The 24950-nt window shown below is 73.1% G+C and carries 19 protein-coding genes and 1 riboswitch; of the genes, 7 read left to right on the top strand and 12 right to left on the bottom strand.

From position 1 onward, the window contains the following. Positions 1-288: 288 nt before the first annotated feature. Positions 289-450, top strand: a complete 162-nt coding sequence (locus MMF93_RS25405) for a hypothetical protein (protein WP_181856676.1) — start codon at positions 289-291, stop codon at positions 448-450. Positions 451-571: 121 nt separating this feature from the next. Here MMF93_RS25405 and MMF93_RS25400 read toward each other — a convergent pair whose 3' ends face one another. Both MMF93_RS25400 and MMF93_RS25395 read right to left on the bottom strand, forming a co-directional pair. Continuing rightward, positions 572-1405 (bottom strand): inositol monophosphatase family protein, encoded by an 834-nt coding sequence (locus MMF93_RS25400; RefSeq protein WP_242755093.1) that lies wholly within the window; start codon positions 1403-1405, stop codon positions 572-574. A 76-nt stretch (positions 1406-1481) separates the two neighbouring features. Then, positions 1482-2642, bottom strand: a complete 1161-nt coding sequence (locus MMF93_RS25395) for a ferrochelatase (RefSeq protein WP_242755092.1) — start codon at positions 2640-2642, stop codon at positions 1482-1484. A 243-nt stretch (positions 2643-2885) separates the two neighbouring features. Here MMF93_RS25395 and MMF93_RS25390 point away from each other — a divergent pair, with 243 nt between their 5' ends. After that, a complete protein-coding gene (locus MMF93_RS25390; protein ID WP_242755090.1) occupies positions 2886-4211 on the top strand; it encodes a D-arabinono-1,4-lactone oxidase in 1326 nt (441 codons plus the stop codon). A 125-nt stretch (positions 4212-4336) separates the two neighbouring features. Here the strand turns inward: MMF93_RS25390 and MMF93_RS25385 are convergent, their stop codons facing one another. Next, on the bottom strand, positions 4337-5698 hold the full coding sequence (locus MMF93_RS25385) for a hypothetical protein (protein WP_242755088.1): 1362 nt from the start codon (positions 5696-5698) through the stop codon (positions 4337-4339). 459 nt (positions 5699-6157) lie between these two features. Between MMF93_RS25385 and sepH the strand changes: the two genes are divergently transcribed. Next, positions 6158-7282 carry a septation protein SepH gene (gene sepH, locus MMF93_RS25380; RefSeq protein ID WP_242755086.1) on the top strand — a complete coding sequence of 375 codons (1125 nt, stop codon included), beginning with the start codon at positions 6158-6160 and terminating at the stop codon, positions 7280-7282. A gap of 151 nt (positions 7283-7433) precedes the next feature. Here the strand turns inward: sepH and MMF93_RS25375 are convergent, their stop codons facing one another. Further along, positions 7434-8282 (bottom strand): sulfurtransferase, encoded by an 849-nt coding sequence (locus MMF93_RS25375; RefSeq protein ID WP_242755085.1) that lies wholly within the window; start codon positions 8280-8282, stop codon positions 7434-7436. Positions 8283-8511: 229 nt separating this feature from the next. Here MMF93_RS25375 and MMF93_RS25370 point away from each other — a divergent pair, with 229 nt between their 5' ends. Beyond that, entirely contained in the window at positions 8512-9306 is a 795-nt protein-coding gene (locus MMF93_RS25370) for a VOC family protein (RefSeq protein ID WP_242755083.1), read from the top strand. Positions 9307-9327: 21 nt separating this feature from the next. Here MMF93_RS25370 and MMF93_RS25365 read toward each other — a convergent pair whose 3' ends face one another. The 4 genes from MMF93_RS25365 to MMF93_RS25350 all read right to left on the bottom strand — a co-directional run bounded on the left by MMF93_RS25365 (position 9328) and on the right by MMF93_RS25350 (position 14775). Continuing rightward, positions 9328-10008, bottom strand: coding sequence for a thymidine kinase (locus tag MMF93_RS25365; RefSeq protein WP_242755081.1), 681 nt, complete (start codon positions 10006-10008; stop codon positions 9328-9330). A 120-nt stretch (positions 10009-10128) separates the two neighbouring features. Then, a complete protein-coding gene (locus MMF93_RS25360; RefSeq protein WP_423835521.1) occupies positions 10129-11349 on the bottom strand; it encodes an alkaline phosphatase family protein in 1221 nt (406 codons plus the stop codon). Next, entirely contained in the window at positions 11346-11954 is a 609-nt protein-coding gene (locus tag MMF93_RS25355) for a DUF5998 family protein (protein WP_114020004.1), read from the bottom strand. The genes MMF93_RS25360 and MMF93_RS25355 overlap by 4 nt, the downstream gene beginning before the upstream one ends. Before the next feature lie 73 nt (positions 11955-12027). Further along, positions 12028-14775, bottom strand: coding sequence for a bifunctional acetate--CoA ligase family protein/GNAT family N-acetyltransferase (locus MMF93_RS25350; RefSeq protein WP_242755079.1), 2748 nt, complete (start codon positions 14773-14775; stop codon positions 12028-12030). 147 nt (positions 14776-14922) lie between these two features. On the opposite strand from MMF93_RS25350, the gene MMF93_RS25345 reads away from it, so the two are divergent. Next, entirely contained in the window at positions 14923-15204 is a 282-nt protein-coding gene (locus tag MMF93_RS25345) for an HPr family phosphocarrier protein (RefSeq protein WP_114019415.1), read from the top strand. A 145-nt stretch (positions 15205-15349) separates the two neighbouring features. Here MMF93_RS25345 and MMF93_RS25340 read toward each other — a convergent pair whose 3' ends face one another. The 3 genes from MMF93_RS25340 to MMF93_RS25330 all read right to left on the bottom strand — a co-directional run bounded on the left by MMF93_RS25340 (position 15350) and on the right by MMF93_RS25330 (position 19313). Continuing rightward, entirely contained in the window at positions 15350-16171 is an 822-nt protein-coding gene (locus MMF93_RS25340; protein WP_114020006.1) for a M23 family metallopeptidase, read from the bottom strand. A gap of 13 nt (positions 16172-16184) precedes the next feature. Then, a riboswitch (cyclic di-AMP (ydaO/yuaA leader) is annotated at positions 16185-16346 on the bottom strand. 214 nt (positions 16347-16560) lie between these two features. After that, positions 16561-17931 (bottom strand): M16 family metallopeptidase, encoded by a 1371-nt coding sequence (locus MMF93_RS25335; protein WP_242757768.1) that lies wholly within the window; start codon positions 17929-17931, stop codon positions 16561-16563. A 50-nt stretch (positions 17932-17981) separates the two neighbouring features. After that, positions 17982-19313, bottom strand: a complete 1332-nt coding sequence (locus tag MMF93_RS25330) for a M16 family metallopeptidase (protein WP_242755077.1) — start codon at positions 19311-19313, stop codon at positions 17982-17984. A 348-nt stretch (positions 19314-19661) separates the two neighbouring features. On the opposite strand from MMF93_RS25330, the gene MMF93_RS25325 reads away from it, so the two are divergent. Continuing rightward, positions 19662-22121, top strand: a complete 2460-nt coding sequence (locus MMF93_RS25325) for a DNA gyrase/topoisomerase IV subunit A (RefSeq protein WP_242755074.1) — start codon at positions 19662-19664, stop codon at positions 22119-22121. 172 nt (positions 22122-22293) lie between these two features. On the opposite strand, the gene MMF93_RS25320 is transcribed toward MMF93_RS25325, so the two are convergent. Further along, positions 22294-23490, bottom strand: a complete 1197-nt coding sequence (locus MMF93_RS25320; RefSeq protein ID WP_242757767.1) for a CobW family GTP-binding protein — start codon at positions 23488-23490, stop codon at positions 22294-22296. 234 nt (positions 23491-23724) lie between these two features. Here MMF93_RS25320 and MMF93_RS25315 point away from each other — a divergent pair, with 234 nt between their 5' ends. After that, positions 23725-24729 (top strand): sucrase ferredoxin, encoded by a 1005-nt coding sequence (locus MMF93_RS25315; RefSeq protein ID WP_242755071.1) that lies wholly within the window; start codon positions 23725-23727, stop codon positions 24727-24729. Positions 24730-24950: the final 221 nt, after the last annotated feature.

Below are 24950 nucleotides of genomic sequence, written 5' to 3'. Positions count from 1 at the left end.
GAGGCGAGGTGGGGAGTGCCCCGAGGGGCGGAACGGGAGCGGACCGCAGTGCCCCGCACGCGCCGGGGCACGGGGCCGGACGGAGGGTCCGTGCGATTTTTTTCGCCCCGGTTGAGGTTTCTCTGAGGTTTTCGTTGGGGAGGACGTGAGCACCACCCGCGATCACGCCCCGTGCGCAGCGTGCCACAAGCCGCCGCTGACGCAGCCCGGGGACCACGCCGTGACCGGGCCCGGCACCACAAACCCTCGGCACACCCGTGCCACCGACCCGCGACGAGGGGGCACATCATGGACGCGTTCACCGCAGGCATCCTGCAGCGCATAAGGACCACGGAGTCCGACCTGCACCGCGCACGTGAATCGGGCGACGACTTCCTCGTGGACGTCGAGCAGTCGGAGCTGGAAGACCTCCACCGACTCGCCGCCGAACACGGCGTGCAGGTCGCCTGACGACCCACACGCCCCACAGCACAGGGTGCGGCCCCCTCCCCGGGGGGGCCGCACCTTTCGTGTACCGGGCCGCGGGCCTCGGTCGTCCGGGCGACGGGCCGAGAACCGGGCCGAAGGGGCCTCAGTCGTGCCAGGCGCCCAGACGCTCCAGCAGGGGTTGCAGGATGTCGAAGACGCCCGGAGAGGCGGCGAGGGTCAGGTCGCCGTCGGCCGGCCGGCCGGGACGGCCACCCGTCGAAGCGCCCGCCTCCCGCGCGATGAGGTCGCCCGCTGCCAGGTCCCAGGGGTTGAGGCCGCGCTCGTAGTAGCCGTCCAGCCGGCCTGTGGCCACGTCGCACAGGTCGATGGCGGCGGAGCCGCCGCGCCGGATGTCGCGCACCTGCGGTACCAGTTCCCTGACCACGGCCGCCTGGGCGGCGCGCCGCTCGGCGATGTAGCCGAAGCCGGTGCCGATCAGGGCCTGGTCCAGCGGCGGGGAGGGACGGCAGCGCACCGGACGGCCGTCCAGGAAGGCGCCCTCCCCCAGCACGGCGTGCCAGGTCTCACCGCGTACCGGGGCCGCCACGACGCCCACGACCCGCTCGCCGCGGTACTCGGCGGCGATGGAGACGGACCAGTCGGGCCGCCCGTAGAGATAGTTGACGGTGCCGTCCACCGGGTCGATCACCCAGCGGACCCCGGAGGTGCCCGCGCTGGAGGCCCCCTCCTCGCCGAGGAAACCGTCCTGCGGCCGGTGCTCGGACAGGTATCCGGTGATCAGCTTCTCGGAGGCCAGGTCCATCTCGGTGACCACGTCGATGGGGCTCGTCTTGGTCGCGGCCACCCCCAGGTCGGCGGGGCGTCCGTCCCGCAGGAGGGTCCCCGCGCGCGCGGCGGCCTCCCTGGCGAGGGCGAGCAGCTCGGCCTTCAGTGCGTCGTCAGCGGCCTCGGGGGCGGGCTGCGGCGTCTCAGTCACGTGTTCTTCCGCTCCTGTCGTACGTGAGTGCGGTCTCGGGTAGTCCGTACGGGCGGCGGGGTGGGCGCGGGGTTGCTCAGAACGCGGGCGCGTCGGCGCCGGCCGCCGCGGGCTTGGGCGTGCGCGCCGGGCAGCAGCCGACGGGGCACAGGTCGTGGCTCGGTCCGAGCGCGCCCAGCGCGCACCGCACGGGGGCCTGACCGCGCTCGGTCGCGGCGCGTTCCAGCACCAGGTCGCGGACGGCCGCGGCGAAGCGCGGGTCCGCGCCGACGGTGGGCGAGCGGCGGGCCGGCAGGCCCAGCTCCGCCGCCTTGGCCATGGCCTCGGTGTCCAGGTCGTAGAGGACCTCCATATGGTCCGAGACGAAGCCGATGGGCACCATCACGGCGGCGGGTACGCCCTGGCCGTGCAGCTCTTCGAGGTGGTCGCAGATGTCGGGCTCCAGCCACGGCACGGACGGCGGGCCACTGCGCGACTGGTAGACGAGGCTGTGGGGGTGTGCCCTGCCGGTGCGCTCCCGCACGGCCTCGGTGATCACGGCGGCGACGTCCAGGTGCTCCGCCACGTAGGCGCCCCCGTCACCGTGGACCTCGACCGGGCCCGAGGTGTCGGCAGCGGCTGTGGGGATGGAGTGGGTGCAAAAGGCCAGGTGGGCGCCGGAGCGGACGTCCTCGGGGAGCTCGGCGAGCGCGGCCACCACCCCGTCGGCCACGGGTTCGACGAAACCGGGGTGGTTGAAGTAGTGCCGCAGCTTGTCCACGCGGGGCACCTCCAGGCCCTCGGCGCGCAGGGCGGCCAGCGACTCGGCGAGGTTCTCGCGGTACTGGCGGCACCCCGAGTAGGAGGCGTAGGCGCTGGTCGCCAGCGTCAGGACGCGCCGGTGCCCGTCGCGGACGATCTGACGCAGCGCGTCGGTCAGGTACGGCGCCCAGTTCCGGTTGCCCCAGTAGACGGGCAGGTCGAGTCCGTGCCCGGCGAAGTCCTCGCGGAGCGCCGCGAGCAGTGCGCGGTTCTGCGCGTTGATCGGGCTGACCCCGTCGAAGAGGTAGTAGTGCCGGCCCACCTCTTCGAGGCGCTCGCGGGGGATGCCGCGCCCCCTGGTGACGTTCTCCAGGAACGGAACGACGTCGTCCACCCCTTCGGGACCGCCGAAGGAGAGCAGCAGCAGTGCGTCGTAAGGGGCCGGGGAGACGTCCCGCTCGGCGGCGGGTGATGCGGTGGGCAGCGCGTCGGACATGTCTCGATCCTGCCATCCTGCCCGCTGAGCGGGCGGGCGCCCTCCCGTCCGCGACGCGGACGTCCCCCCGTCCGTCCGACAAGGCGGTACCCGCGGGCGCGGCCTCCCGTGCCCCACAGGGCGCACGAGAGCCGTGAGTATGATCCCACTCCAACTTGTGGGGCGGCCGGGGCGCGTGACCCGGCTACCGCCGGCCGGGCTTCCGGCCGGTGCCGCGGCGAGAGGGGACGGGCAGTGACGAGCGTGCGGTCAGCGAACAGCCGAGCGGTCACCTGGCGGAACTGGGCGGGCAACGTGACCGCCTCTCCCCAGCGGACGGTCTCCCCCTCGTCGACGGAGGCCCTCGCGGAGGTGGTGCGCCGGGCCGCCGCCGACGGCCTGCGGGTCAAGGCGGCCGGCACAGGCCACTCGTTCACGGCCGCCGCCGCCACGGACGGGGTGCTGATACGTCCCGAACGGCTGGCCGGGATACGGCGGATCGACCGGGAGGCGGGCACGGTCACCGTCGCCGCGGGCACCCCCCTCACGGCGCTGAACGCGGCGCTGGCCGCACGGGGCCTGTCGCTGACGAACATGGGCGACATCACGGAGCAGACCGTCTCCGGTGCCGTCAGCACCGGAACCCACGGCACCGGGCGCGACTCGGCCTCGGTGGCGGCCCAGATCAGGGCACTGGAGCTGGTACTGGCGGACGGCTCGGTCACGCGCTGCTCGGCGGAGGGGACCGGCGAGGAGCGCGCGCTCTTCGACGCCGCCCGCGTCGGTCTGGGGGCGCTCGGGGTGATCACCGAGGTGACCTTCGGGGTGGAGCCGGAGTTCCTGCTCACGGCACGCGAGGAACCGATGCCCTTCGACCGGGTGATCACCGAGTTCGACCAGCTGGTGGCCGAGAACGAGCACTTCGAGTTCTACTGGTTCCCCCACACCGACAGCTGCAACACCAAGCGCAACAACCGCAGCACGGGTCCCGCGGCCCCCCTCCCGCGGATGCGCGGCTGGGTCGACGACGAACTGCTCTCCAACGGCGTCTTCCAGGCCGCCTGCGCGCTCGGCAGGGCAGTGCCCGCCACCGTGCCCGGCATCGCCCGCGTCTCCAGCCGCGCCCTGTCGGCCCGTACGTACACCGACATCCCCCACAAGGTCTTCACCAGCCCGCGCCGGGTGCGGTTCGTGGAGATGGAGTACGCCGTCCCGCGGGCCGCGCTCACCGGCGCGCTGCGGGAGCTCAAGTCCCTGGTGGAACGGTCCGACTTCCGGGTGAGCTTCCCCGTCGAGGTGCGCACGGCGCCCGCGGACGACATCCCGCTGTCGACCGCGGGCGGGCGCGACACGGCGTACGTGGCGGTGCACATGTACCGGGGTACGCCCCACGAGGCCTACTTCAGCGCCGTCGAGCGCATCATGACCGCGCACGCGGGGCGTCCGCACTGGGGAAAGCTGCACAGCAGGGACGCCGCGTACCTCGCGGGCGTGTACCCGAGGTTCACCGAGTTCACCGCACTGCGCGACCGGCTCGACCCGGACCGCGTCTTCGCCAACCCCTACCTGCGGCGGGTACTGGGCGAGTGAGGACCGGGCTCTGAGCGCCGAGCGCGCACGGCCGTTGACGAGCGAACGGGCCGGGCCCCTCCTGCCGAGGGGCCCGGCCCGTTCTCCGGAGGCGTCCTGGACGGCCCCGGAGCCTCGGCTCCGGTTCAGCCCTGGCCGCCGGGGTCCGGCTGTGTGCCCTGGGGCAGCCTGCCGGAGCCGTCCGCGCCGTTGCCGGAGTCCGCGCCGCCGTCACCGCCGTCCTGGCTGCCGGAGCCACCGGGGTCCCCTGGCGTGGTCTCGGTGTCACCGTCGCCGCTTCCGGAGTCGTCCGTCTCGCCCGGGCGGGGCTCGGACGGGTCGGGGGACGGCGTCGAGCTGTCGTTGTCCTGGGAGCCGGGCGCTTCGCTGTGCTCGTCACCACGGTCACCGGGGTCGGTGGAGGGCTGGGAGTCCTCGGGCGTCGGCGTCGGGCTCCCGCCGTTCTCCGACTGGCCGGGCTCCGGGGTGGCGGGCGGCGCGTCCGGACCGCCGTCCCCGGAAGAGCCGTGGCCGGGCCGGAAGACGTCGCTGATGGAGGTGCCCTTGCCGCCGGAGACCGAGTGCCCCGAGATCGCCTCGTACAGCGTGATGCCGCCGATCGCGATCACGAACACCACCACGGCGGGCATCAGCGTGCGCCGCCAGCCGCGCCACTTGGTGCCGTGGGTCGTCGCGTCGGTGAACTCCCCGTTCCCCGGCGGCCCGTCGGGGCCCGCGGCGCGGGACGGCCGCCCGACGGTGCCCAGCACCCGCGTGGCGTCGTCGCCCGGCAGCGCCCTGGTCGCGTCCCCGGAACCGCCCTGGCGGGTCAGCGCCCTGGTCGCGCCCGCGGCCTCGTCACCGGCACCGGCACCGACACCGGCACCGTTCTGGCGACGCAGTGCGCGCGTCGCCTCGTCGGGCCGCTCGCTCTCGACCGGCCTGCCGGTCCGCAGGGCGCGCGTGACCTGATCGACGCTGAGGGCGTGCGTGGCATCGTCGGTGCCGCGCCCGGCGCCGGCTGTGCCGGCTGTGCCGATTGCGGTCCCGCTCTCGCGCGGCGCGGCCGGAAGCAGCCGGGTCGCCCCGGTCTCCTGGAGTGCCTCCGCGTTGTGGACGGCCTGAGCGGTGTGGTGGCCCTCGTCGTCCTTCCAGTCGGGCGCCGGGTCCCGTACGGGCACCTGGCGCGCCTTCGGCGGAACCGTGACGTCCTTGATCTGCTTGCCGGTCCTGCTGAAGAAGTGCTGGAAGATCGGGCCGCCGCTGGTGGCGACGAGGCTCATCACCCCGGCGCCCAGGAAGGTGCCGTAGACGCCCAGCTGGCCCGCCGCGAACGCGGCGACGACCGCGGCGACGGCGCTGCCCAGCACCTGCGCCAGGCTCAAGTTGAGCTTGCTGTCACCCTTGCCCTCTTCCCGTTCCGGATCAGGCCGTTCCGGATCAGGCCGTTCCGGAATACGCCCATGATCCCGGTAGCCGGTTATGGGGTGGTTGTCCTTCTTGTCCATTTACCGCCCTTGATCGCACACTCCAACCACTGTGCACGAATAGGGGACTTTCAGGAGAGGCCATAGGTTCCATTTCGGGTGGTTCTGTGATGCTTCCCACCCCCGTATCCAGGCCAAATGGATTCTTTGGGCGTCAACTCCCTTACTCGCGAGCAACTTCGGTGGCGCGGCGGTCCACCCGGATGGCACTAATGGAGTAGTGTGACGAGCCCTGGTCTCGGTTCTGACCCGGCGCCGAATGCACACGGTGACCACCTCGGCCACCGTGCGTTGTGAGGAGGTAACCGTGCCGTAGCGGCGGTTCCGGGTGGTTCCGTAGGATCGAACAGCGATCTGAACACTGCCTCGGACCCCGAGGAAGTCGGCAAGGTTGTGGCAGGCTGCACCCGGGCAGGCCACACTCGTCTAGCGGGAGCAGCGACGCACGTGACGTCGGCAGGCACCACCCGGGAGGTTCCCATGCCCGAACTGCGTGTCGTGGCCGTCAGCAACGACGGCACACGACTGGTGCTCAAAGCTGCCGACAGCACGGAATACACGCTTCCGATCGACGAGCGGCTGAGAGCCGCCGTCAGAAACGACCGCGCGCGGCTCGGCCAGATCGAGATCGAGGTCGAGAGCCACCTGCGGCCCCGCGACATCCAGGCGCGTATACGAGCCGGTGCCTCCGCTGAGGAGGTCGCGTCCCTCGCGGGCATCCCCGTCGACCGCGTACGCCGGTTCGAGGGCCCCGTGCTCGCCGAGCGCGCGTTCATGGCCGAGCGCGCCCGCAAGACACCCGTGCGCCGCCCCGGCGAGAACGCGGGCCCCCAGCTCGGCGAGGCCGTCAGCGAGCGCCTCCTGCTGCGCGGCGCCGACAAGGAGTCCGTCCACTGGGACTCCTGGAGACGCGACGACGGCACCTGGGAGGTCCTGCTCGCCTACCGCGTCGCGGGCCAGCCCCACGCCGCGACCTGGACCTACGACCCGCCGCGCCGCCTCGTCCAGGCTGCCGACGACGAGGCGCGGGCGCTGATCGGCGAGACGGACGACACACCGGAGCCCAGCTTCCCGTTCGTGCCGCGCATCGCCAGGCTGCCCAGGGAGCGGACCGACCGTTCGGAGCGCACCGAGCGCACCGACAGGTTCGGGCGGCCCGAGCTGGAGCCCGCCTCCCTCTCCCCCGCGCCCGGCGACGAGGACGACCAGCCGCCCGGCACGGACGAGGCCGTCGGCGGCCCTGACTCGCTGACCAGCCTGCTGGAGGCGGTGCCCAGCTTCCGGGGCGACCTGGTCGTCCCCGAGCAGTCCCCCGGGTATGAGGACGCGGCGGCGTCCGCCGCCTCGACGGTCCCGGACGCGGAGGAGGAGACGGAGAGCGAGCAGGCCGAGGAGCCCGAGGTGGTCGAACCGCCCGCTCCCGCCGCCAGCGCCGGGTCCGCCTACGCGGACGTGCTGATGCCGCGCTCCGTGGGCGCCCACCGCGACCGGCTCAAGGGCACCACCGACCGGCAGGCGGAAGCGGACGGCGTCCGGCCGGGGCGCCGTGCCGCCGTGCCCAGCTGGGACGAGATCGTCTTCGGTACACGCCGCAAGAAGGAGTAGCGCCGCCACCTCTCGTCGCCGCGGCCCTCGCCCGCACTTCCCGGTGCGGGGCCGCTGGACCCGGTCGTCCAGCGCCCCCGCGCCCCTGCCGCGCGCCGCGCTCAGATGCGCGGGTGCCGTCCTGGGCCCGGGCGCGCGCGGCGCGCCGACCTCAGCCGCGCTCGGGGCCCGTCGCCACCGGCCTGCGGGACTCCGCGGTCCACTCGCTCCAGGAGCCGACGTAGAGCGCCGCGTCGATCCCGGCGAGGTGGAGGGCGAGGACCTCCTGGGCGGCGGAGACGCCGGAGCCGCAGTAGACACCGACCTCGGCTCCGGTGGTGGCGCCCAGTGCCTCGAAGCGCTCCGTGAGCGCGTGCGGGGAGCGGAAGGTGCCGGCGTCGGTGAGGTTCTCCGTGGTGGGGGCCGAGACGGCGCCCGGGATGTGCCCCGCGACCGGGTCCAGGGGCTCGACCTCGCCGCGGTAGCGCTCCGCGGCGCGGGCGTCCATGAGGATCCCGTGGCGGGCCAGCGCCGCCGCCTCGTCGGCGTCCAGTGTGGGCATGCCGCCGGGCGAGGGCGTGAAGTCGCCGGGCTCCGGGTCGGGCGTGCCGGTACTCAGCGGGTTTCCCGCGGCCTCCCAGGCGGCGAGGCCACCGTCCAGGACGCGGACGTCCGGGTGCCCGGCCCAGCGCAGCAGCCACCAGCAGCGTGCCGCCGCCCAGCCGCCGCCCAGGCCTCCGGCGTCGTAGACCACGACGGGGCGGCCGCTGCTGACGCCCGCACGGCGCATGGCGGCGCCGAAGACGTCGGGGGAGGGCAGCGGATGGCGTCCGGTGCCCGCGGCGGGCTTGGCGGCCAGTTCGCTCTCCAGGTCGATGTAGACGGCGCCGGGAAGGTGGCCCTTCTGATAGAGCGGGAGTCCTGGCGGGTCGCCCGGCTTGTACCGCACGTCGAGCAGCGCGGGTGCCGATCCGGCGGCGAGATCGCTCGCGAGCGTGGCTGCGGAGATGATGGCTGTCATGGCGCCATCTTCGCGCACCGGGTGCCCCGCGGCCCGGTGGGTTCCGGGACGGCACACGGATCGGGGATTCTCGCCCTGAAGCGGAGAAAAGCGGCGCGGCCGGGGAGCGCGGCGCGACAGGTGGTGACAGCATCTGCACTGAGCGAGTAGTCACGAAGCCGCGGCAAGGACGCCGGGGCAGCACTTCCACCCGTACGACCGCATCGATGATGGTCAAGGAGCGAAGCAGATGACCGAGGCAGCGGCTCGGCTACGTCACACCCCTGGGGCGCCCGCGTGGGCGAGCCTGATGGTGGACGGGCTGGACGTCGGCAAGGAGTTCTATCAGGGTTTGTTCGGCTGGGAGTTCCGCACGGGGCCCCAGCAGCTCGGCCCGTACGTGCGCGCGGTCGCGGGTGGCCACGAGGTGGCGGGGCTGGGGAAGAAGGCGGACGGGCGGCAGGTGCCGGTCGCGTGGCTGCCGTACCTGGCGAGCACCGACGCCGACGAGACGGCGGCCGCCGTGCGTTCGTACGGCGGGACGGTGGCGGTGGGGCCGCTGGACGCGGAGACGGCCGGGCGGATGGCCATTGCCTCCGACCCCCTCGGCGCTCCCTTCGGCGTGTGGCGTGACGCGCACTACCCGGGCCTGGGGACGGCCCCGCTGGGCATGTTGGGCGCTCCCGTCTGGTTCGAGCTGGTCACCCGGGAGACGAGCCCGGTGGTCAAGTTCTACCAGGCGGTGTTCGGTTACGAGGCGAAGGCCGTCGAGGCACCCGGCTTCGACTACCTGACGCTCTACGCGGACGGGCAGCCGGTGGCCGGGATCCACGGAGTGGGGGACGCGCTGCCCCGCGACCGGGGGCCGCACTGGCGCACGTACTTCGCGGTCGAGGACCCGGACGCGGTGGCGCTCCACGCGGGCGAGCTGGGCGGACGGGTGGTGCGCGGTCCTGACGACTCCCCGTACGGGCGGCTGGCGACGCTCGCGGACCCGGAGGGTGCGCACTTCAGCGTCATCAGGCCCGTGGCGATGGAGGGCTGAGCCCCGGCGGCGGGGGCCTGCTCAGCGCCGTGGTGGCGGTGCCGCCGGCGGCGCGGCCTCGTCCACGGGCAGCACATCGGGCGAGAGCGCCCCGGCCCCCGCCGAGACCGCCGTCAGCCGTCTGCGGTGGTGGCGCCGGCACAGCACCTCGTAGCCGACCTCTCGGCCGAGTTCGCCCACGTCGCCGACGACGACCTGGGCGCCCTCGACCACCATGCGGCCGTCGACCGTGCGCGCGTTGTGCGTGGCGCGGGCCCCGCACCAGCACAACGCCTCCACCTGGAGGGTCTCGAGCCGGTCGGCGAGCTCCATCAGCCGCTGGGAGCCGGGGAAGAGGCGGGTGCGGAAGTCGGTGGCGATACCGAAGGCGTAGACGTCGATGCCCAGTTCGTCGACCACGCGGGCGAGCTGTTCGACCTGCTCGGGCGCCAGGAACTGGGCTTCGTCGACGATCACGTAGTCGGTGCGTCCGCCCGCGGTGAGGTGTCTGACCACGTGCTGCTGGAAGTTGAGGTCCTCGGCGACCTCGACCGCCTCGGCGACCAGGCCGAGGCGGGAGGAGAGCTTGCCCTCGCCTGCACGGTCGTCCCGGGTGAAGATCATGCCGCCCAGCCCGCGCGCCGAGCGGTTGTGCTCTATCTGGAGGGCGAGCGTGCTCTTCCCGCAGTCCATCGTTCCGGAGAAGAACACCAGCTCTGGCATGGGGTACGGCCTTTCGTCTGGACGGACAGCGGCTCTGGGCGGGCGGCGGCTCTGGCGGGCAGGGCTCTCGCGGGCGGATTCTCGCAGCCGGGTGCCGCGCGGGCTACGTGAGGCGCACCCTCAGGTGCGGACCTCCAGGAGCGGGACGAGCTGTTCGGCGGGGGTCGCCGAGCCGTGCATGCCGATCAGCTCGGACTCCTTGGGCTCCCGGCGGGTGGCGACGATGGCGATGTCGTCGCGCATCGCCGCGACGACGTCGCCGATCCTGCCGCTGACGCGCGGCTCGACCACGGGCCCGAACCAGCCCAGCTCGACGGCCTCCTGCCTGGTGGCCACCCACGCCTGCTCGGCGAGCACTTCGCGCCAGACCGCGTGGACGTCGCCTGCCGCGCCGGGGACGGCGTAGACGTGGCGCATCCGGCCCTCGCCGCCCAGCTGGGCGACGCCGGCGCCGAGCTCCCAGTCATCGTCGAAGTCGAGGCGCGCCTCGGCGCTCTGCGGGATGTCCACCATGCCGTGGTCGGCGGTGATGTAGAGCGCCGAGCGGGGCGGCAGCTGCTCGGCGAGGCGCCTGGCGAGGCGGTCCACGTGGGAGAGCTGGCCGCGCCAGGCGTCGGAGTCCATGCCGTAGCGGTGTCCGTTGCCGTCCAGTTCCGCGTAGTAGGTGTAGACGAGGGCGCGGTCGGATGCGGCGAGGCGTTCGGCGGCCAGGTCCATGCGGTCCTCGGCGGCCAGCCGGCCGAGGAAGGTGCCGCCCGACAGGGCGATCTTGGTGAGCGGAGTGTGCTCGAAGTGCGGGGCCGTCACCTGGCAGGCGGCCACTCCGGCGGCCTCGGCCTGCTGGAAGACGGTGGGGTAGGGCTGCCACAGGTGCGGGTCGGTCCACGGCTGCCAGCGCAGCTGGTTCATGAGCTGCCCCGTGGCCGGGTCGAGCGCCGTGTAGCCGGGCAGCCCGTGCTCGCCGGGGACGCGTCCGGTGCCCACGGAGGCCAGGGAGGTCGCGGTGGTGGAGGGGAAACCCGAGGTGATCGGCTCACCGGTGCCGTTCGCAGAGCCCGGCAGCAGGGAGGTGAGGAAGGGGGCCTGCTCGGGGTGCGCCCTGAGCGCCTCCCAGCCCATGCCGTCCACCAGGAAGACGCAGGCACGGTCGGCGGGCTCCAGCGGCAGTCCCGCGCTCATGCCGGGGACGCCCAGCCCTGCCGCGACGGAGGGCAGCAGGTCGGCGAGGGAGCCTGCGCCGTAGCGGGGCACGGGGGCCGTACGAGGGTCCAGCGGTGCGTCCGTCGGCACGGCGTCGTGCGGTGCCGCGGGGTAGGGGTGGGGGGTGCTCTCGGGTGTCACTGGGAGGGTCCGACCCGGGTGCTCGGGGTACCGGCGGTGGCCTCGGACAGCGCCTGCGCGAAGGCGAGGGTCTGGCGGACGGTGTCGGGGCCGTCTCCCGCCTCGCTGACGCGCAGCGAGAGGTCGTCGGCCGTGGCCGAGCCCGTGTAGCCGTGGTCCGCCTCGCAGTTGGGGTCGCCGCAGGTGGCGGGCTCCATGTCGAGACGGGAGACAGCGCCCCAGCCGATGGTCAGCACCACCTCGCGGGGCAGGGTGCCGGGGGTGTAGGACTCGGGGTTGGCCACGACGCGGGAGAGCACGACGGAGGAGATCCGCTCCAGCTTCACGGACTCGGTCGACGTCGTCGCGTAGGGCGACGGAGAGGTGCCGTCCGCGGCCTGCTCGTCGGTGTGGCTGACGAGGAAGCGGGTGCGGGTGAGCACCAGCACCGTGACGTGACGGCGCACCTCGTTCGAGTCGAACGTGGTCTCCTGATGCACAAGATAGGAGGCCACGGGCTCGCCGCCCACCGCCGCCTCGACGGCCTCGGCCACGAGAGCCGGGTAGTAACCGCTGCGCTCGATCGCCTCGCGCAGCCCCTGGGTCGTCGTACCGGTCTTCGCCATGACAGCCATCCTACGGGGCCGTACGGCGGCGCAGACCCGCCCGTTCCCCCCCGCGCGCACGCCCCGGGGCCGGTCAGTACGCCGGGAGCCTGCGCGCCCCCAGGTCGGGACGGAGCCCAGGGTCGGCCACGCGGACCGCGGCGCCCAGCACCGTCACGCCCCGAGGAGCGACCACGACCGGATCGAGTTCCACGGCCAGCACCTGGGGATGGTCGTCCATCAGCAGGGAGACGCGCAGTAGCACCTCCTCCAGCGCGGCCGTGTCGGAGGGTTCGGCACCGCGCCAGCCGAACAGCAGCGGCGCCGAGCGGATGCCGCGCACCAGAGCGGCGGCCTCCTTGTCGGTGACCGGCACCAGCCGGTGCGCGGTGTCCTCCAGCAGGTCGGAGGCGGTGCCCGCCAGGCCGAAGGAGAGCACGGCGCCGATGGCCGGATCGAGGGTCCCCCGGATGACGGTGCCGACGCCGCGCGGGGCCATCGCCTGGACGACAGGGCGCAGCTGGTCGGGGGCGCCCAGCGCCTCGGTCAGCTCCTGGTAGGCGCGCCGCAGCCCGGCCTCCCCCGCGATGTCCAGCCGCACCCCTCCCAGGTCGGCGCGGTGGCGCAGGTGCGGAGCCGTGGTCTTGAGGGCGACCGGGTAGCCGAGGCGGTCGGCCGCCCGGGCAGCCGCGTCGGCGTCGGGTGCGGTCAGCGCGGGCCGCACGTGGATGCCGTAGCAGCGCAGCAGCCGGGAGGTCTCCTCGTCGGTGAGGGCGCGCCCGCGGTCGGGCGCCGGTGGCGTCGCGCGGGCGAGCAGCCGCGCGGCGGCGGACTCCTCGGCGTCGAGGTCGGGCACCTTGCCCGGCGCCCCCGACTCGGCCCGCCACCGGGAGTGGCGCACCGCCTCGGCCAGGGCGCGGGACGCGCGTTCGGGTGTCGGGTAGGAGGGCAGGCCGCGCGCGGCGAGCGCTTTTTGCAGCCCTTCCATCGCCAGGTGCACGACGGCGACGGGTTTGCGCGGTGCGCCCTCGTGCGCGGAGACGCCGTCCGCCGCCTCGCGCAGCGCGTCGGCGAGGGCCTCGATGTGGCCGTCGGGCGGGGTGTCCGGCTGGTGGGTTCCGGTGCGGCCCGGCAGCTCGGCGGGGACGGTGGGCACGACGGTGAGCAGCACCGCGTCGGTGGCCGCGTCCGTGAGCGCCTCGCGCAGCGCCCGGCCGAAGTCGCCGGGGCCCGCGCCGCCGGGCAGCGCCACCACGGGGCGGGGGCGGAGGCCGTCGTTGAGGCAGGCGTCGTAGGTCAGCAGGCTCATCGCGTCGGTGTTGCCGACGATGCCGACGTGCGGGCCCGCGGGCGGCGGCTGGTCGGCGAGGAGCACTCCGGTGTCGATCAGCTCGGTGAAGCTGTCGACCATCAGCACACCTGCCTGGCGCAGCAGGGCCTGGACGGTCGCGTCCGGCGTTCGGGAGGCCGGCGCGGCGTGTCCCGGCGGGGGCGCGCTGCCGCGCTGCCGGGCGCCCTTGACGACGACGAGGGGCTTGCGGGCCGCGGTGCGCCGCGCGAGGCGGGTGAACTTGCGCGGGTTGCCGATCGACTCCAGGTACATCAAGGCGACGTCGGTGTCGGGGTCCTCGTCCCAGTGCTGGAGCAGGTCGTTGCCGGAGACGTCGGCGCGGTTGCCGGCGGAGACGAAGGAGGAGGGGCCGATGCCGCGCCGGTCGAGCCCGTCGAGGAGGGCGATGCCGATGGCTCCCGACTGGGTGAAGACGCCGATGCGGCCCCGCGCGGGCATCCGGATGGAGGGCGTCGCGTTCAGCCGCACGTCGGGCGAGGTGTTGATGAGGCCGAGCGCGCCGGGACCGATGAGCCGCATGCCGTAGGAGCGGGCGAGCCGCACCAGGGCGCGCTGCTCGTCGCGGCCGACGCCCTCGGAGAGCACGACGAGCCCTTGGAGCGCAGCCTGCCCGCACTCCCTGATCACGCGTTCGAGCTGCTGGGCGGGGACGGCGAGGACGGCCAGGTCGACGCGCTCGGGCAGGTGCCGCACGGAGGTGTAGGCGGGCACTCCGGCCAGTTCCGCGGGGCCTTCGGGGGCGAGGGCGTGGTTGACGGCGTACAGGCGCCCGGTGAAGCCGCCCGCGCTCAGGCTGCCCAGGGCCGCGCGCCCGGCGCCGCCGGGGCTGCGGCTGGCACCGATGACGACGACCGCGCCGGGGGCCAGCAGCCGGGCGACGGAGCGTGCCTCGGCGCGCTGTTCGCGGGCCTGCATCACGGCCAGGGAGCGCTCGGTGGGCTCCAGGTCGAGGGTGAGGTGGACGGAGCCGTCCTCGAAGCTGCGCTTCTGGGAGTATCCGGCGTCCGTGAACACCTTGATCATTTTGTTGTTGGCGGGCAGTACCTCGGCGGCGAAGCGGCGGATGCCGCGTTCCCTGGCGACGGCCCCGATGTGTTCGAGGAGCGCGGAGGCCACTCCCCTGCCCTGCTGGTCGTCGCGGACCAGGAAGGCGACCTCGGCCTCGTCGGCGGGTTCGCTTGCGGGGCGGCCGTGCGGGTCGATGCGGTCGTAGCGGACGGTCGCGATGAACTCCCCGCGGATGGTCACTGCCAGGCCGACCCGGTCGACGTAGTCGTGGTGCGTGAAGCGGCGCACGTCCCGGTCGGACAGCCGCGGGTAGGGGGCGAAGAACCGGTAGTACTTCGACTCGTCGGAGACCTGCTCGTAGAAGCTGACCAGGCGTTCCGCGTCGTCGGGGGTGATCGGGCGTACCTGCGCCGTACCGCCGTCACGCAGGACGATGTCCGCTTCCCAGTGGGTCGGGTAGGCGCGCTCCTCGGGGCTCGGCATGCGCTCAGCGTACGGCGGTGAGCGGGCTCACGGAGCGCTCGCGCGGTGCGTCGTATGGTCGCGGTACTACACAGACGACCGTGCGGTGCGCGTAGGCCGCCGTGCGAGACTGGTCTAGACAACCTCACCGACTCGAAGGGCAACACCATGGTTGAGCGCCGCGTCACCGTCGGCTGGGCCGAGGGGCTGCACGCCCGCCCCGCCTCCATCTTCGTCCGTGCCGCCTCGGCCGCCGGCGTTCCGGTCACCGTGCGGAAGGCCGAGGGCAACCCCGTCAACGCGGCCTCCATGCTCGGCGTGCTCGGCCTGGGCGCCGAGGGCGGCGAGGAGATCGTCCTGGCCTCCGAGGCGGACGACGCCGAGGCGGCCCTCGACCGGCTCGCGAAGCTGGTCTCCGAGGGGCTGGAGGAGCTTCCGGAGACGGTCTGAACACCCCCCGCCGCGCGTCCGCGGTCGGTGGGGGCCCACGGACGCGGAACGCGACGCGCACGAGCCCCCGGCCCGCTGGGCCGGGGGCTCGTCGCATACCCGCGAGTGCGCCGCGCAGGCGTCAGACCCTGAAGCCGTGCAGGCGTCAGACCTTGAGGCCGTGCTGGCGCAGATAGGCGACCGGGTCGATGTCCGAGCCGTACTCCGGGCCCGAACGGGCCTCGAAGTGCAGGTGCGGACCCGAGGAGTTGCCGGTCGAACCCGAGAGGGCGATCTGCTGGCCCGACTTCACGCTCTGGCCGACCGAGACACCGATCGAGTTCAGGTGGCCGTACTGCGTGTACGTGCCGTCCTTGTGCTTGATGACGATGTTGTTGCCGTAGGCACCGCCGTTGCCGGCCTCCACGACCTCACCGGCGGCCACGGAGTGGACCGGGGTGTTCATGCCGGCGTGGAAGTCGATCCCGGTGTGGCTGCCGGACGACCACATGCCGCCGCCCTGCTGGTAGCCCGTGGAGACGTAGGAACCCTCGACCGGCAGCACGTAGGCGTTGAGCTTCGCGCGCTCCGCGGCCCGTGCGGCCCTGACCTTGGCCTCGTGTTCCTTCTGCGCCTTCTCGGCGGCGGCCTTGCGCTTGGCCTCGTCGGCCTTCCGCTTCGCCTCGGCCTTCGCCTTGGCGGCCTCCTCCTTGGCCTCGGACTCGGCCTTCGCCTGCTCGGCCCGCAGCGCCTGGTCGTACGCCTGCTCGTCCAGGGTGTCCGAGATGGGAGCGGCGAGAGCCTCACGCAGCTGAGGGCTCTGCTGCAGATTGTTCTGGCCCTGCCCGCCGCCGGCGGCGAACGCGGGAGAGGCGATGGAGCCCACAACACCCACGGTGGCGAGGCCGGCTATGCCCGCCGCTCCCGCCGTGGCCCTGCGGGTCTTACTCGGGCGCCTGTGCTTCCCGGTGGCACGGGTGAACGCCATACGGAGGCGTACTCCTTTCCTTCCTTCTCGCCTACCGGGTTAGCTGACGGGTTCGGAGCAGGAAGGTCTCCTACGGACCGCCTCTTTTCGAGGCCGTCCGATTCACCCCATGGGACAAGGTGGGTCCCCGGTCCCCCTCGGGCAGTTCCCCTCGGGGATTCGGCGATCACCGTCCGTCGGCCGCGGGTGCGGTCACTTCTGACGGACAGCGGCCACGACGCTAGACGGCGCCAACTCCGAGCGGCAAACGAATCCCTGGCTTTGTCATCTTCGCCACACTCCAACTCGCCACAACCGCAACAGAAACGGACATCACGAAGGGCCCGGAAGGAGCGATTCCTCCTCCCGGGCCCCACTTTCCCCTGCCGCCGCGTCCCGGAACGGGGACGTCAGGAGCCGGAGACCACCTTGACCTCGCCGATCCCCAACTCCCGCACCGGGTCGGCGATCTGGGACGCGTCACCGACGAGCACCGTCACCAGCCGGTCAGCCGGCAGCGCGCTGACCGCGGCGGCCGTGGCCTCCACCGTGCCGGTCTCGGCCAGCTGCGCGTACACCCGCGCCTGGTAGTCGTCCGGCAGGTACTGCTCCACCTGGTCGGCGAGCGTCCCGGCCACCGCGGCCGCCGTCTCGTAGCGCAGCGGGGCGACACCCACCAGGTTGCGCACCGCCACGTCCCGCTCCTCGTCCGTCAGCCCCTCGGCCGCCAGCACTCGCAACACCTGCCACAGGTCGGCCAGCGCGGGCCCCGTGACATCCGTGGCGACCGAACCGCTGATGGCCAGCATGGCGGCCCCGCTGCCGTCCTCGGCCGAACGCAGCACCTGCCCGAAGGCCCGCACCCCGTAGGTGTAGCCCTTCTCCTCGCGCAGCACCCGGTCGAGCCGGGAGGTGAGGGTGCCGCCCAGGCAGTAGACGCCCAGCAGCTGCGCCGGCCACACCCGGTCGTGCCGGTCGGGGCCGACGCGCCCGATCAGCAGCTGCGTCTGCACCGCGCCCGGGCGGTCCACGATGACGACGCGGCCGGTGTCGTCCGCGGAGATCGGCGGCATCGCGCGGGCCTCGGCTGCCGTACCGGTCCAGGCGCCGAGCGTCTCGGTCAGCGCCTCGTCCAGATCCACGCCCTCCAGATCGCCGACCACCACGACCGTCGCCGTTACGGGACGCACATGGGCCTCGTAGAAGGCGCGGACGGCCGCCGCGTCGATACGGCTCACCGTCTCCTCGGTGCCCTGCCGCGGCCGCGACATCCGCGACGTGGCGGGGAAGAGCTCCTTCGACAGCTCCTTGGCGGCACGGCGGGCCGGGTTGGCCAGCTCGTGCGGGATCTCGTCCAGCCGGTTGGCGACCAGCCGCTCCACCTCGCCGTCGGGGAAGGCCGGGGCGCGCAGCGCGTCGGCCAGCAGCCCCAGCGCCTTGCGCAGCCGGGAGACCGGCACTTCCAGGGAGACCCGCACGCCCGGGTGGTCGGCGTGCGCGTCCAGCGTGGCGCCGCAGCGCTCCAGCTCGGCGGCGAACTCCTCGGCCGTGTGCTTGTCGGTGCCCTCGCTCAGCGCGCGGGCCATCAGGGTGGCGACACCGTCGAGCCCCTCGGGCTCCGCGTCCAGCGGCGCCATCAGGTTCACCTCGACGGCCACGACCTGCTGGCCAGGACGGTGGCAGCGCAGCACCGTCAGCCCGTTGGGCAGCACGTCGCGCCGCGGTGTGGGAAACGCCCACGGCTTCGGTGTGCCGCCGGCGGGCTGGGGGTGGAAGTCCATGGTCGTGCCCGCGCCCGGCGCGGTGCCCGCCGGCGTCTGTGGGGTCTCGCTCACTGCCCGCTCTCCTCGTTCTCCTCGGCCTCGCTCGCCAGTGGCTCGTAGACCAGCACGGCACGGTTGTCGGGGCGCAGCCGCTGTGCGGCGATCTCGCGCACCTCCTCGCGCGTGACCTCCAGGACCCGGCCCACCGCCGTCAGCGCGAGCTGCGGGTCACCGAAGAGGACCGCGTACCGGCACAGTTCGTCCGCACGGCCGCCGACCGTGGCAAGCCTGTCCAGCCACTCGCGCTCCAGCTGGGCCTGGGCGCGCTCCATCTCCTCCGCGCTGGGGCCCTCCTGCGCGAAACGCCGCAGCTCGTCGTCGACCGCGGCCTCGATGTCGGCCACCTCGGCGCCGCTGGACGCCTTCACGTCCAGCCAGCCCAGGGAGGGGGCGCCCGCCAGGCGCAGCATGCCGAATCCCGCGGCCACCGCCGAGCGGTCGTGCCGCACCAGCCGGGCGTAGAGGCGGGAGGACTCGCCCCCGCCGAGCACGGTCAGCGCCAGGTCGGCGGCGTCCGCCTCACGCGTGCCGTCGTGTGGCAGCCGGTAGGCCGCCATCAGCGCGCGGGAGGGCACCTCCTCCGCCACGACCTCGCGCGTTTCCTCGCCCCGCACCTCGGGCAGCGAGCCGTCCCGCGGCGGCTGCTTGCCCTCGTGCCCCGGGATGGAGCCGAAGTACTTCTCGACCCAGGCCAGCGTCTGCTCCGGGTCGATGTCGCCGACGACCGCCAGCACGGCGTTGTTCGGCGCGTAGTTCGTACGGAAGAACTCCTGCGCGTCCCTCAGCGAGGCGGCGTCCAGGTCGGCCATGGAACCGATCGGGGTGTGGTGGTAGGGGTGGTCCTCGGGGAAGACCATGGCCGTCATGCGCTCGAAGGCGGTGCCGTAGGGCACGTTGTCGTACCGCTGGCGGCGCTCGTTCTTGACCACGTCCCGCTGGTTTTCCAGCGACTCCTCGTCCAGCGCGGACAGCAGCGACCCCATGCGGTCGGCCTCCAGCCACAGGGCGAGCTCGAGCTCGTGCGCGGGCATCGTCTCGAAGTAGTTGGTGCGCTCGAAGCTCGTGGTGCCGTTCAGGGAGCCGCCCGCGCCCTGCACCAGTTCGAAGTGCCCGTTGCCCTCGACCTGGGCCGAGCCTTGGAACATCAGGTGCTCGAAGAGGTGTGCCAGGCCCGTGCGGCCCTTCACCTCGTGGCGGGAACCGACGTCGTACCAGAGGCAGACAGCGGCGACGGGGGTCAGATGATCCTCGGAGAGCACCACACGCAGGCCGTTGGCCAGCCGGTGCTCCGTCGCTGTCAGCCCACCGGTGGCCGGCGGGGGCGTGGCCGTGTGACCCATGGGCGGGGAGTCCCTTCCGCTCGCGGAGGTTTCCCGGCCGGACGCCGGGAACTGCCGACCGCCCGTGCGTCTCACGCGACCGGCGGTGCTGTCACTGTATGCAACCACGCCGACAACGTGCGAAGTTCCCGTACGGTCTACCGAGCGGCCGGCTGTCAGTGGGGCGGTCCACAATGGTCGCGCGAAGCCGCACGCACGCCCGGACCCGAGCGCGAGCCCGGACCCGGGCACTGCGGCGCATCCAGCACGAGCGCGCGCGACCAGCGCGCGTACCCGAGAGCAGGCGCCGTGAACAAGCGTCCGCACACAAGAGCGACAGCACGAAGCAGCGAAGGAGCCGCAGCCGCGATGGCCCGCCGCAGTAAGAGCCGTACACCGGCACCGGAGCCCGGAGAGGACTTCGAGGAGCGCATCCTCGACATCGACGTCGTCGACGAGATGCAGAGCTCCTACCTGGAGTACGCGTATTCGGTCATCTACTCGCGCGCGCTCCCTGACGCCCGCGACGGAATGAAGCCCGTACAGCGCCGGATCCTGTACCAGATGCACGAGATGGGGCTGCGCCCCGAGCGCGCCCACGTCAAGTGCGCCCGCGTCGTGGGCGAGGTGATGGGAAAGCTCCACCCCCACGGTGACAGCGCGATCTACGACGCGCTGGTGCGCATGGCGCAGGACTTCTCCATGCGGCTGCCGCTCGTGGACGGGCACGGCAACTTCGGCTCGCTGGGCAACGACGACCCGCCGGCCGCGATGCGGTACACCGAGTGCAGGGCCGCCCCGGCCGCCGGTCTGATGGTCGACTCGATCGATGAGGACACGGTCGACTTCGGCGCCAACTACGACGGCAGCGAGCAGGAGCCGGTCACCCTGCCGGCCGCCTATCCGAACCTCCTGGTGAACGGCTCCGCCGGGATCGCGGTCGGTATGGCGACCAACATGCCGCCGCACAACCTGACCGAGGTCATCGCCGCGGCCCGGCACCTGATCAAGCACCCGGGCGCCGACCTGGAGACCCTGATGGGCTTCATCCCCGGGCCCGACCTGCCCACGGGCGGCAAGATCGTCGGCCGCGAGGGCATCCAGGACGCCTACCGCTCGGGCCGCGGCACCTTCAGGATCCGCGCCACGGCGACGGTCGAGCAGGTCACAGCGCGCCGCAAGGGCGTCGTGGTCACCGAGCTGCCGTTCGCCGTCGGCCCCGAGAAGGTCATCTCCAAGATCAAGGACCTGGTCAACGCGAAGAAGCTCCAGGGCATCGCGGATGTGAAGGACCTGACCGACCGCGAGCACGGGCTGCGGCTGGTCATCGAGATCAAGAACGGTTTCAACCCCGAGGCCGTCCTCAGCCAGCTCTACAAGCTGACGCCGATGGAGGAGTCCTTCGGCATCAACAACGTCGCGCTGGTGGACGGGCAGCCGCTGACGCTCGGCCTCAAGGAGCTGCTGGAGGTCTACGTCGACCACCGGTTCGACGTGGTGCGCCGCCGCAGCGAGTTCCGCCGGGGCAAGCGGCGCGACCGGCTGCACCTCGTCGAGGGTCTGCTGGTGGCGCTCGTCGACATCGACGAGGTCATCAGAATCATCCGGTCGAGTGACAACGCCGCCGACGCGAAGGCCTCCCTGATCTCCCGCTTCGAGCTCAGCGAGATCCAGACCCAGTACATCCTCGACACCCCGCTGCGCCGGCTCACCAGGTTCGACCGCATCGAGCTCGAGGACGAGCGCGACAAGCTCAAGGCGGACATCGAGGCGCTGACCCGCATCCTGGAATCCGACGCGGAGCTGCGCAAACTCGTCTCCTCCGAGCTGTCCGGCATCGCCAAGAAGTACAGCACCCCGCGCCGCACCGAGATCCTCGACGCGAACGAGGCGCCGGTGGTCGCCGTGCCGCTGGAGGTCGCCGACGACCCCTGCCGGGTCATGCTCTCCTCCACCGGACTGCTCGCCCGCACCGCCAGCGGCAGCACGGAATTCGCCGAGCCCGCCAAACGCGCCAAGCACGACGTGATCGTCTCCGCCGTGCCCGCCACCACCCGCGGGGAGATCGGCGCCGTCACCTCCGGCGGACGGCTGTTGCGGATCTCCGTCGTCGACCTGCCCCAGCTCCCCGACTCGGCCACAGCGCCGAACCTGGCGGGCGGGGCGCAGATCTCGGAGTTCCTCACCCTGGAGGGCGACGAGACGCTGGTCTGCCTCACCACCCTGGACGAGTCCTCGCCCGGCCTGGCGATCGGCACCCAGCAGGGCGTCGTCAAACGCGTGGTGCCCGACTACCCCACCAACCGGAGCGAGTTGGAGGTCATCGCCCTCAAGGACGGCGACCGCATCGTCGGGGGTGCCGAACTGCGCACCGGCGAGGAGGACCTGGTCTTCATCACCGACAACGCCCACCTGCTGCGCTACCAGGCGAGCCAGGTGCGCCCCCAGGGCCGCCCCGCGGGCGGCATGGCGGGCGTCAAGCTGGCCGACGGCGCACAAGTGCTCTTCTTCGGCGCCGTCGACCCCGCGTCCGAGGGAGCCGTCTTCACGGCCGCGGGAGCGGAGGGCACCCTCGACGACTCGCTGAGCACGGCCAAGCTCACCCCGTTCGACCAGTACCCGCGCAAGGGGCGGGCCACGGGCGGCGTGCGCTGTCAGCGCTTCCTCAAGGGCGAGGACCGGCTACGGCTGGCCTGGGCGGGCTCCACGCCGGCGAGGGCCGCGACGAAGACCGGTGCCCCGGTAGAGCTGCCCGAGCCCGACCCGCGCAGGGACGGCTCGGGACTCCCGCTGACGAAGCAGGTCGCGGCGGTGGCCGGGCCGGTGTAACGGTGCACGTGGGATGAGGACGCGGGTGGCCGGGCCGGTGTAACGGTGCGTGTGGGGTGGGGCCGCGGGTGACAGGGCCGGTGCGGCCCGGGATGGCAGTCCGACTGCTGTTCCGGGCCCCCGGTGTATGCCCCGTACGTGTCACACGGGGCGTATACGGGGGTGTACCGAGTTACGGGGTGCGGATCCCGTATCCCTCCGGCTCCTCTGCGGGCTCATCGGGCTCGTCGGGCTCATCGGGCTCGTCGGTCTCAGCAGCTTCGGGGGCGTGCACGTCCGCGTCGTACTCCTCCGAGGGGGCCTGGTCCACGTAGCGGAGCACGCCCCACAGGGCGCGCTCGTTGAAGGGTCCGGGTCCCGCGGCACAGGCGCGGAGCCCCGCCCGGAGCGCCTCCGCGTCCACGCCCGCTCCGATCATCACCAGTTCCGTGCGCCGTTCGGCGTCGCGCGGCAGCCGCTGGGGCGCGAAGCGGAGGAACCCGCCGACGGCGTGCAGCTCGTACAGGTTGCCGGGGTCGGCGGAGCCGAAGTCGACATATCCCTTGATCCGGTAGAGCTTCTCCGGCCTGCTGTCGAGGAAGTCCAGGAAGCGACCCGGGTCCATGGGTTCCTCAGCCGTGAACTCCACGGCTTCGTAGGCCGCGTGCAGGTGCTCACCGTGCGTCCCGTGCGTCCCGTGCGCGCCTTGCGCGCCGCAGCTCTCCTCGCCCGCACCCTCGTCCTCGCCGTACAGCAGGGAGTCGAACGAGAGCTGCTCGACGGGTGGCCTGGGCCGGTGCACGCGGTCGAACAGCAGTTGCGGGTCGACACGCCCGAAGGAGGCGGGGACGACGGGCCGCCCCGGGGCGAGCCGTTCGAGTTCCGTGCGCAGCGCCTCGTACCGGGCCTCGGGTACGCGGTCGGCCTTGTTCAGGACGAGCAGGTCGGCAGCGGCGACATGCCGCTCCAGTTCGGGATGGCGGGCGCGTACCGTCTCGAACTCGGCGGCGTCCACGACCTCGACGAGCCCACCGTAGACGGTGTGCGGGCTTCCTCCGGCCAGCAGCATCCGGATCAGCGTCTCGGGCTCGGCCAGCCCGCTCGCCTCGATCACGATGACGTCCATACCGACCGCGGGGCGCGCGAGCCTCTCCAGTGCCTCGTCCATGTCGCTCGTGTCCACGGCGCAGCACAGACAGCCGTCGCCGAGGGAGACCATGGAATCGACCTGCCCCGAGACCGCCATCGCGTCGATCTCGATGCTGCCGAAGTCGTTGACGAGCGCGCCGATGCGGGTGCCCCGCGCGCTGCGCAGCACATGGTTGAGCAGGGTCGTCTTCCCCGAGCCGAGGAATCCGGCCAGCACCACGACCGGAATCCGGCCGCCCACCGCGCCCCGGTCCGTGGACGTGCGGACGTCCCCCGCACCCCGCTCCTGGCTGTCCTCCGTGCTGCCCACGCCGCCTGCTCCCCTCCTGTCGTCGCAGCTGAAACGGGTGCCGATGGTAGCCGAGCGGCACGGCGGACCGACTCCGCACAGACGGGCCACAGGCGGGCGGGGCCGTGCCCCGCGAGCGGGCAGCGGTGCCGGGCCCGACGGCGGAGGCAGGTTAGGGTCGCCTGTGTGAGCACGTGTGCGACGGCCTCCAGGAAGCTGGCCGAACCTCTGGCGGGAACAGCGGCCACAGCCCGCACCTGGCTGCTGGTGGAACAGCCGGGGCCCTGGGGCAGGAAGGCACTGACGCAGAGCCGCCTCGATCCGGGACTCGGCGAGGCGCTCGAGAGCGCTGCGAGCGCCCATGGCGCCCGTGTCGCCCTGATCCGGCGTCCGGGGCGGCACGCCGACCACTCCCCCGCCGCCGGTCACCGGGTCTACCTGGCCCGCACCGTGCCCGGCGACGCCTGGGTGCGCACGGCGCGACTGCCCGGCGACGGCGGCCTGGAAGCGCTGCGCGAGCTGAACTTCGCGGCCTTCGACGATCCGGCAGCCCCTGTGCGCGGGGCCGCGGCGGCGCCGTGGTGGGAGCCGTACGAGGGCGACCCTCTCGCACTCGTGTGCACCAACGGCAAACGGGACCGCTGCTGCGCCCTGCTCGGCAGGCCCCTGGCAGCCGAGCTCGCCGCGTCCGGCGGTGCGAACGTCTGGGAGATCACCCACCTCGGCGGCCACCGGTTCGCGCCGACGCTCCTGGTGCTCCCGCACGGTTACGCGTACGGGCGTCTGGACGCCGCCGGCGTCAAGAGCGTGCTGGACGCGGTGCGGGACGGCCGCATGTCGCTGGAGGGCTGCCGAGGCCGCTCGGCGTGGGACCGGCCGGGACAGGCGGCGGATCTCGCGGTGCGGGAGCGGATCGGCGAGCTGCGGGCGGAAGCGATGTCCGTTCTCGCGGTACGGACCGGCTCGGACGGCTCACACCTGATCGTGACGGTCGCCCACATGGACGGCCGACGCTGGCGGGTCGTCCTCCGGGAACGCACCGGGGGCCCCGCCGTGCCGGCGAGCTGCGGGGCGGAGCCCGCCGGCACGGTGCGGGACGTCGAGGCGCTCGACGAGGTCGAAAGGGGTGCGGGGATCGAAGAGAGCGACGCACTGGAGGAGACCGAGGGGACTGCGGCAGACTCCCGCTGAGCGCGCGCGTACCGCCCTCACCGAAGTGTGTCGCGTACGGGCGCGCCGTCCCACGCCCGAACGCGTCCCCGTTGCCCGCCCCTCACCCCCGCCCGTCGCCTGCCCTCATCTTCCGCCCTGGCGCCCGCACCCGTCTCGCGCGCGTACGGGTGCGGGGGCCGGTCCGTCCCCACTCCCGCCGCGAGGTCGCCCGTGTCCCTTCCCGGCACGTCCTCCAGCCA

Source organism: Streptomyces tubbatahanensis (genome assembly GCF_022699385.1).
Lineage (GTDB): Bacteria > Actinomycetota > Actinomycetes > Streptomycetales > Streptomycetaceae > Streptomyces > Streptomyces diacarni.
Note: the sequence above shows the minus strand (reverse complement) of the source record. Positions and strands in the feature narration are given on the sequence as shown.

What these genes read in the sequence shown, in the direction of transcription:
- MMF93_RS25350 (WP_242755079.1), bottom strand. Translation starts at nt 14,775, where the DNA reads ATGCCGAGCCCCGAGGAGCGCGCCTACCCGACCCACTGGGAAGCGGAC.
- MMF93_RS25370 (WP_242755083.1), top strand. Translation starts at nt 8,512, where the DNA reads ATGACCGAGGCAGCGGCTCGGCTACGTCACACCCCTGGGGCGCCCGCG.
- MMF93_RS25395 (WP_242755092.1), bottom strand. Translation starts at nt 2,642, where the DNA reads ATGTCCGACGCGCTGCCCACCGCATCACCCGCCGCCGAGCGGGACGTC.
- MMF93_RS25330 (WP_242755077.1), bottom strand. Translation starts at nt 19,313, where the DNA reads ATGGGTCACACGGCCACGCCCCCGCCGGCCACCGGTGGGCTGACAGCG.
- MMF93_RS25345 (WP_114019415.1), top strand. Translation starts at nt 14,923, where the DNA reads ATGGTTGAGCGCCGCGTCACCGTCGGCTGGGCCGAGGGGCTGCACGCC.
- MMF93_RS25375 (WP_242755085.1), bottom strand. Translation starts at nt 8,282, where the DNA reads ATGACAGCCATCATCTCCGCAGCCACGCTCGCGAGCGATCTCGCCGCC.
- MMF93_RS25340 (WP_114020006.1), bottom strand. Translation starts at nt 16,171, where the DNA reads ATGGCGTTCACCCGTGCCACCGGGAAGCACAGGCGCCCGAGTAAGACC.
- MMF93_RS25385 (WP_242755088.1), bottom strand. Translation starts at nt 5,698, where the DNA reads ATGGACAAGAAGGACAACCACCCCATAACCGGCTACCGGGATCATGGG.
- MMF93_RS25355 (WP_114020004.1), bottom strand. Translation starts at nt 11,954, where the DNA reads ATGGCGAAGACCGGTACGACGACCCAGGGGCTGCGCGAGGCGATCGAG.
- MMF93_RS25365 (WP_242755081.1), bottom strand. Translation starts at nt 10,008, where the DNA reads ATGCCAGAGCTGGTGTTCTTCTCCGGAACGATGGACTGCGGGAAGAGC.
- MMF93_RS25335 (WP_242757768.1), bottom strand. Translation starts at nt 17,931, where the DNA reads ATGGACTTCCACCCCCAGCCCGCCGGCGGCACACCGAAGCCGTGGGCG.
- sepH (WP_242755086.1), top strand. Translation starts at nt 6,158, where the DNA reads ATGCCCGAACTGCGTGTCGTGGCCGTCAGCAACGACGGCACACGACTG.
- MMF93_RS25325 (WP_242755074.1), top strand. Translation starts at nt 19,662, where the DNA reads ATGGCCCGCCGCAGTAAGAGCCGTACACCGGCACCGGAGCCCGGAGAG.
- MMF93_RS25405 (WP_181856676.1), top strand. Translation starts at nt 289, where the DNA reads ATGGACGCGTTCACCGCAGGCATCCTGCAGCGCATAAGGACCACGGAG.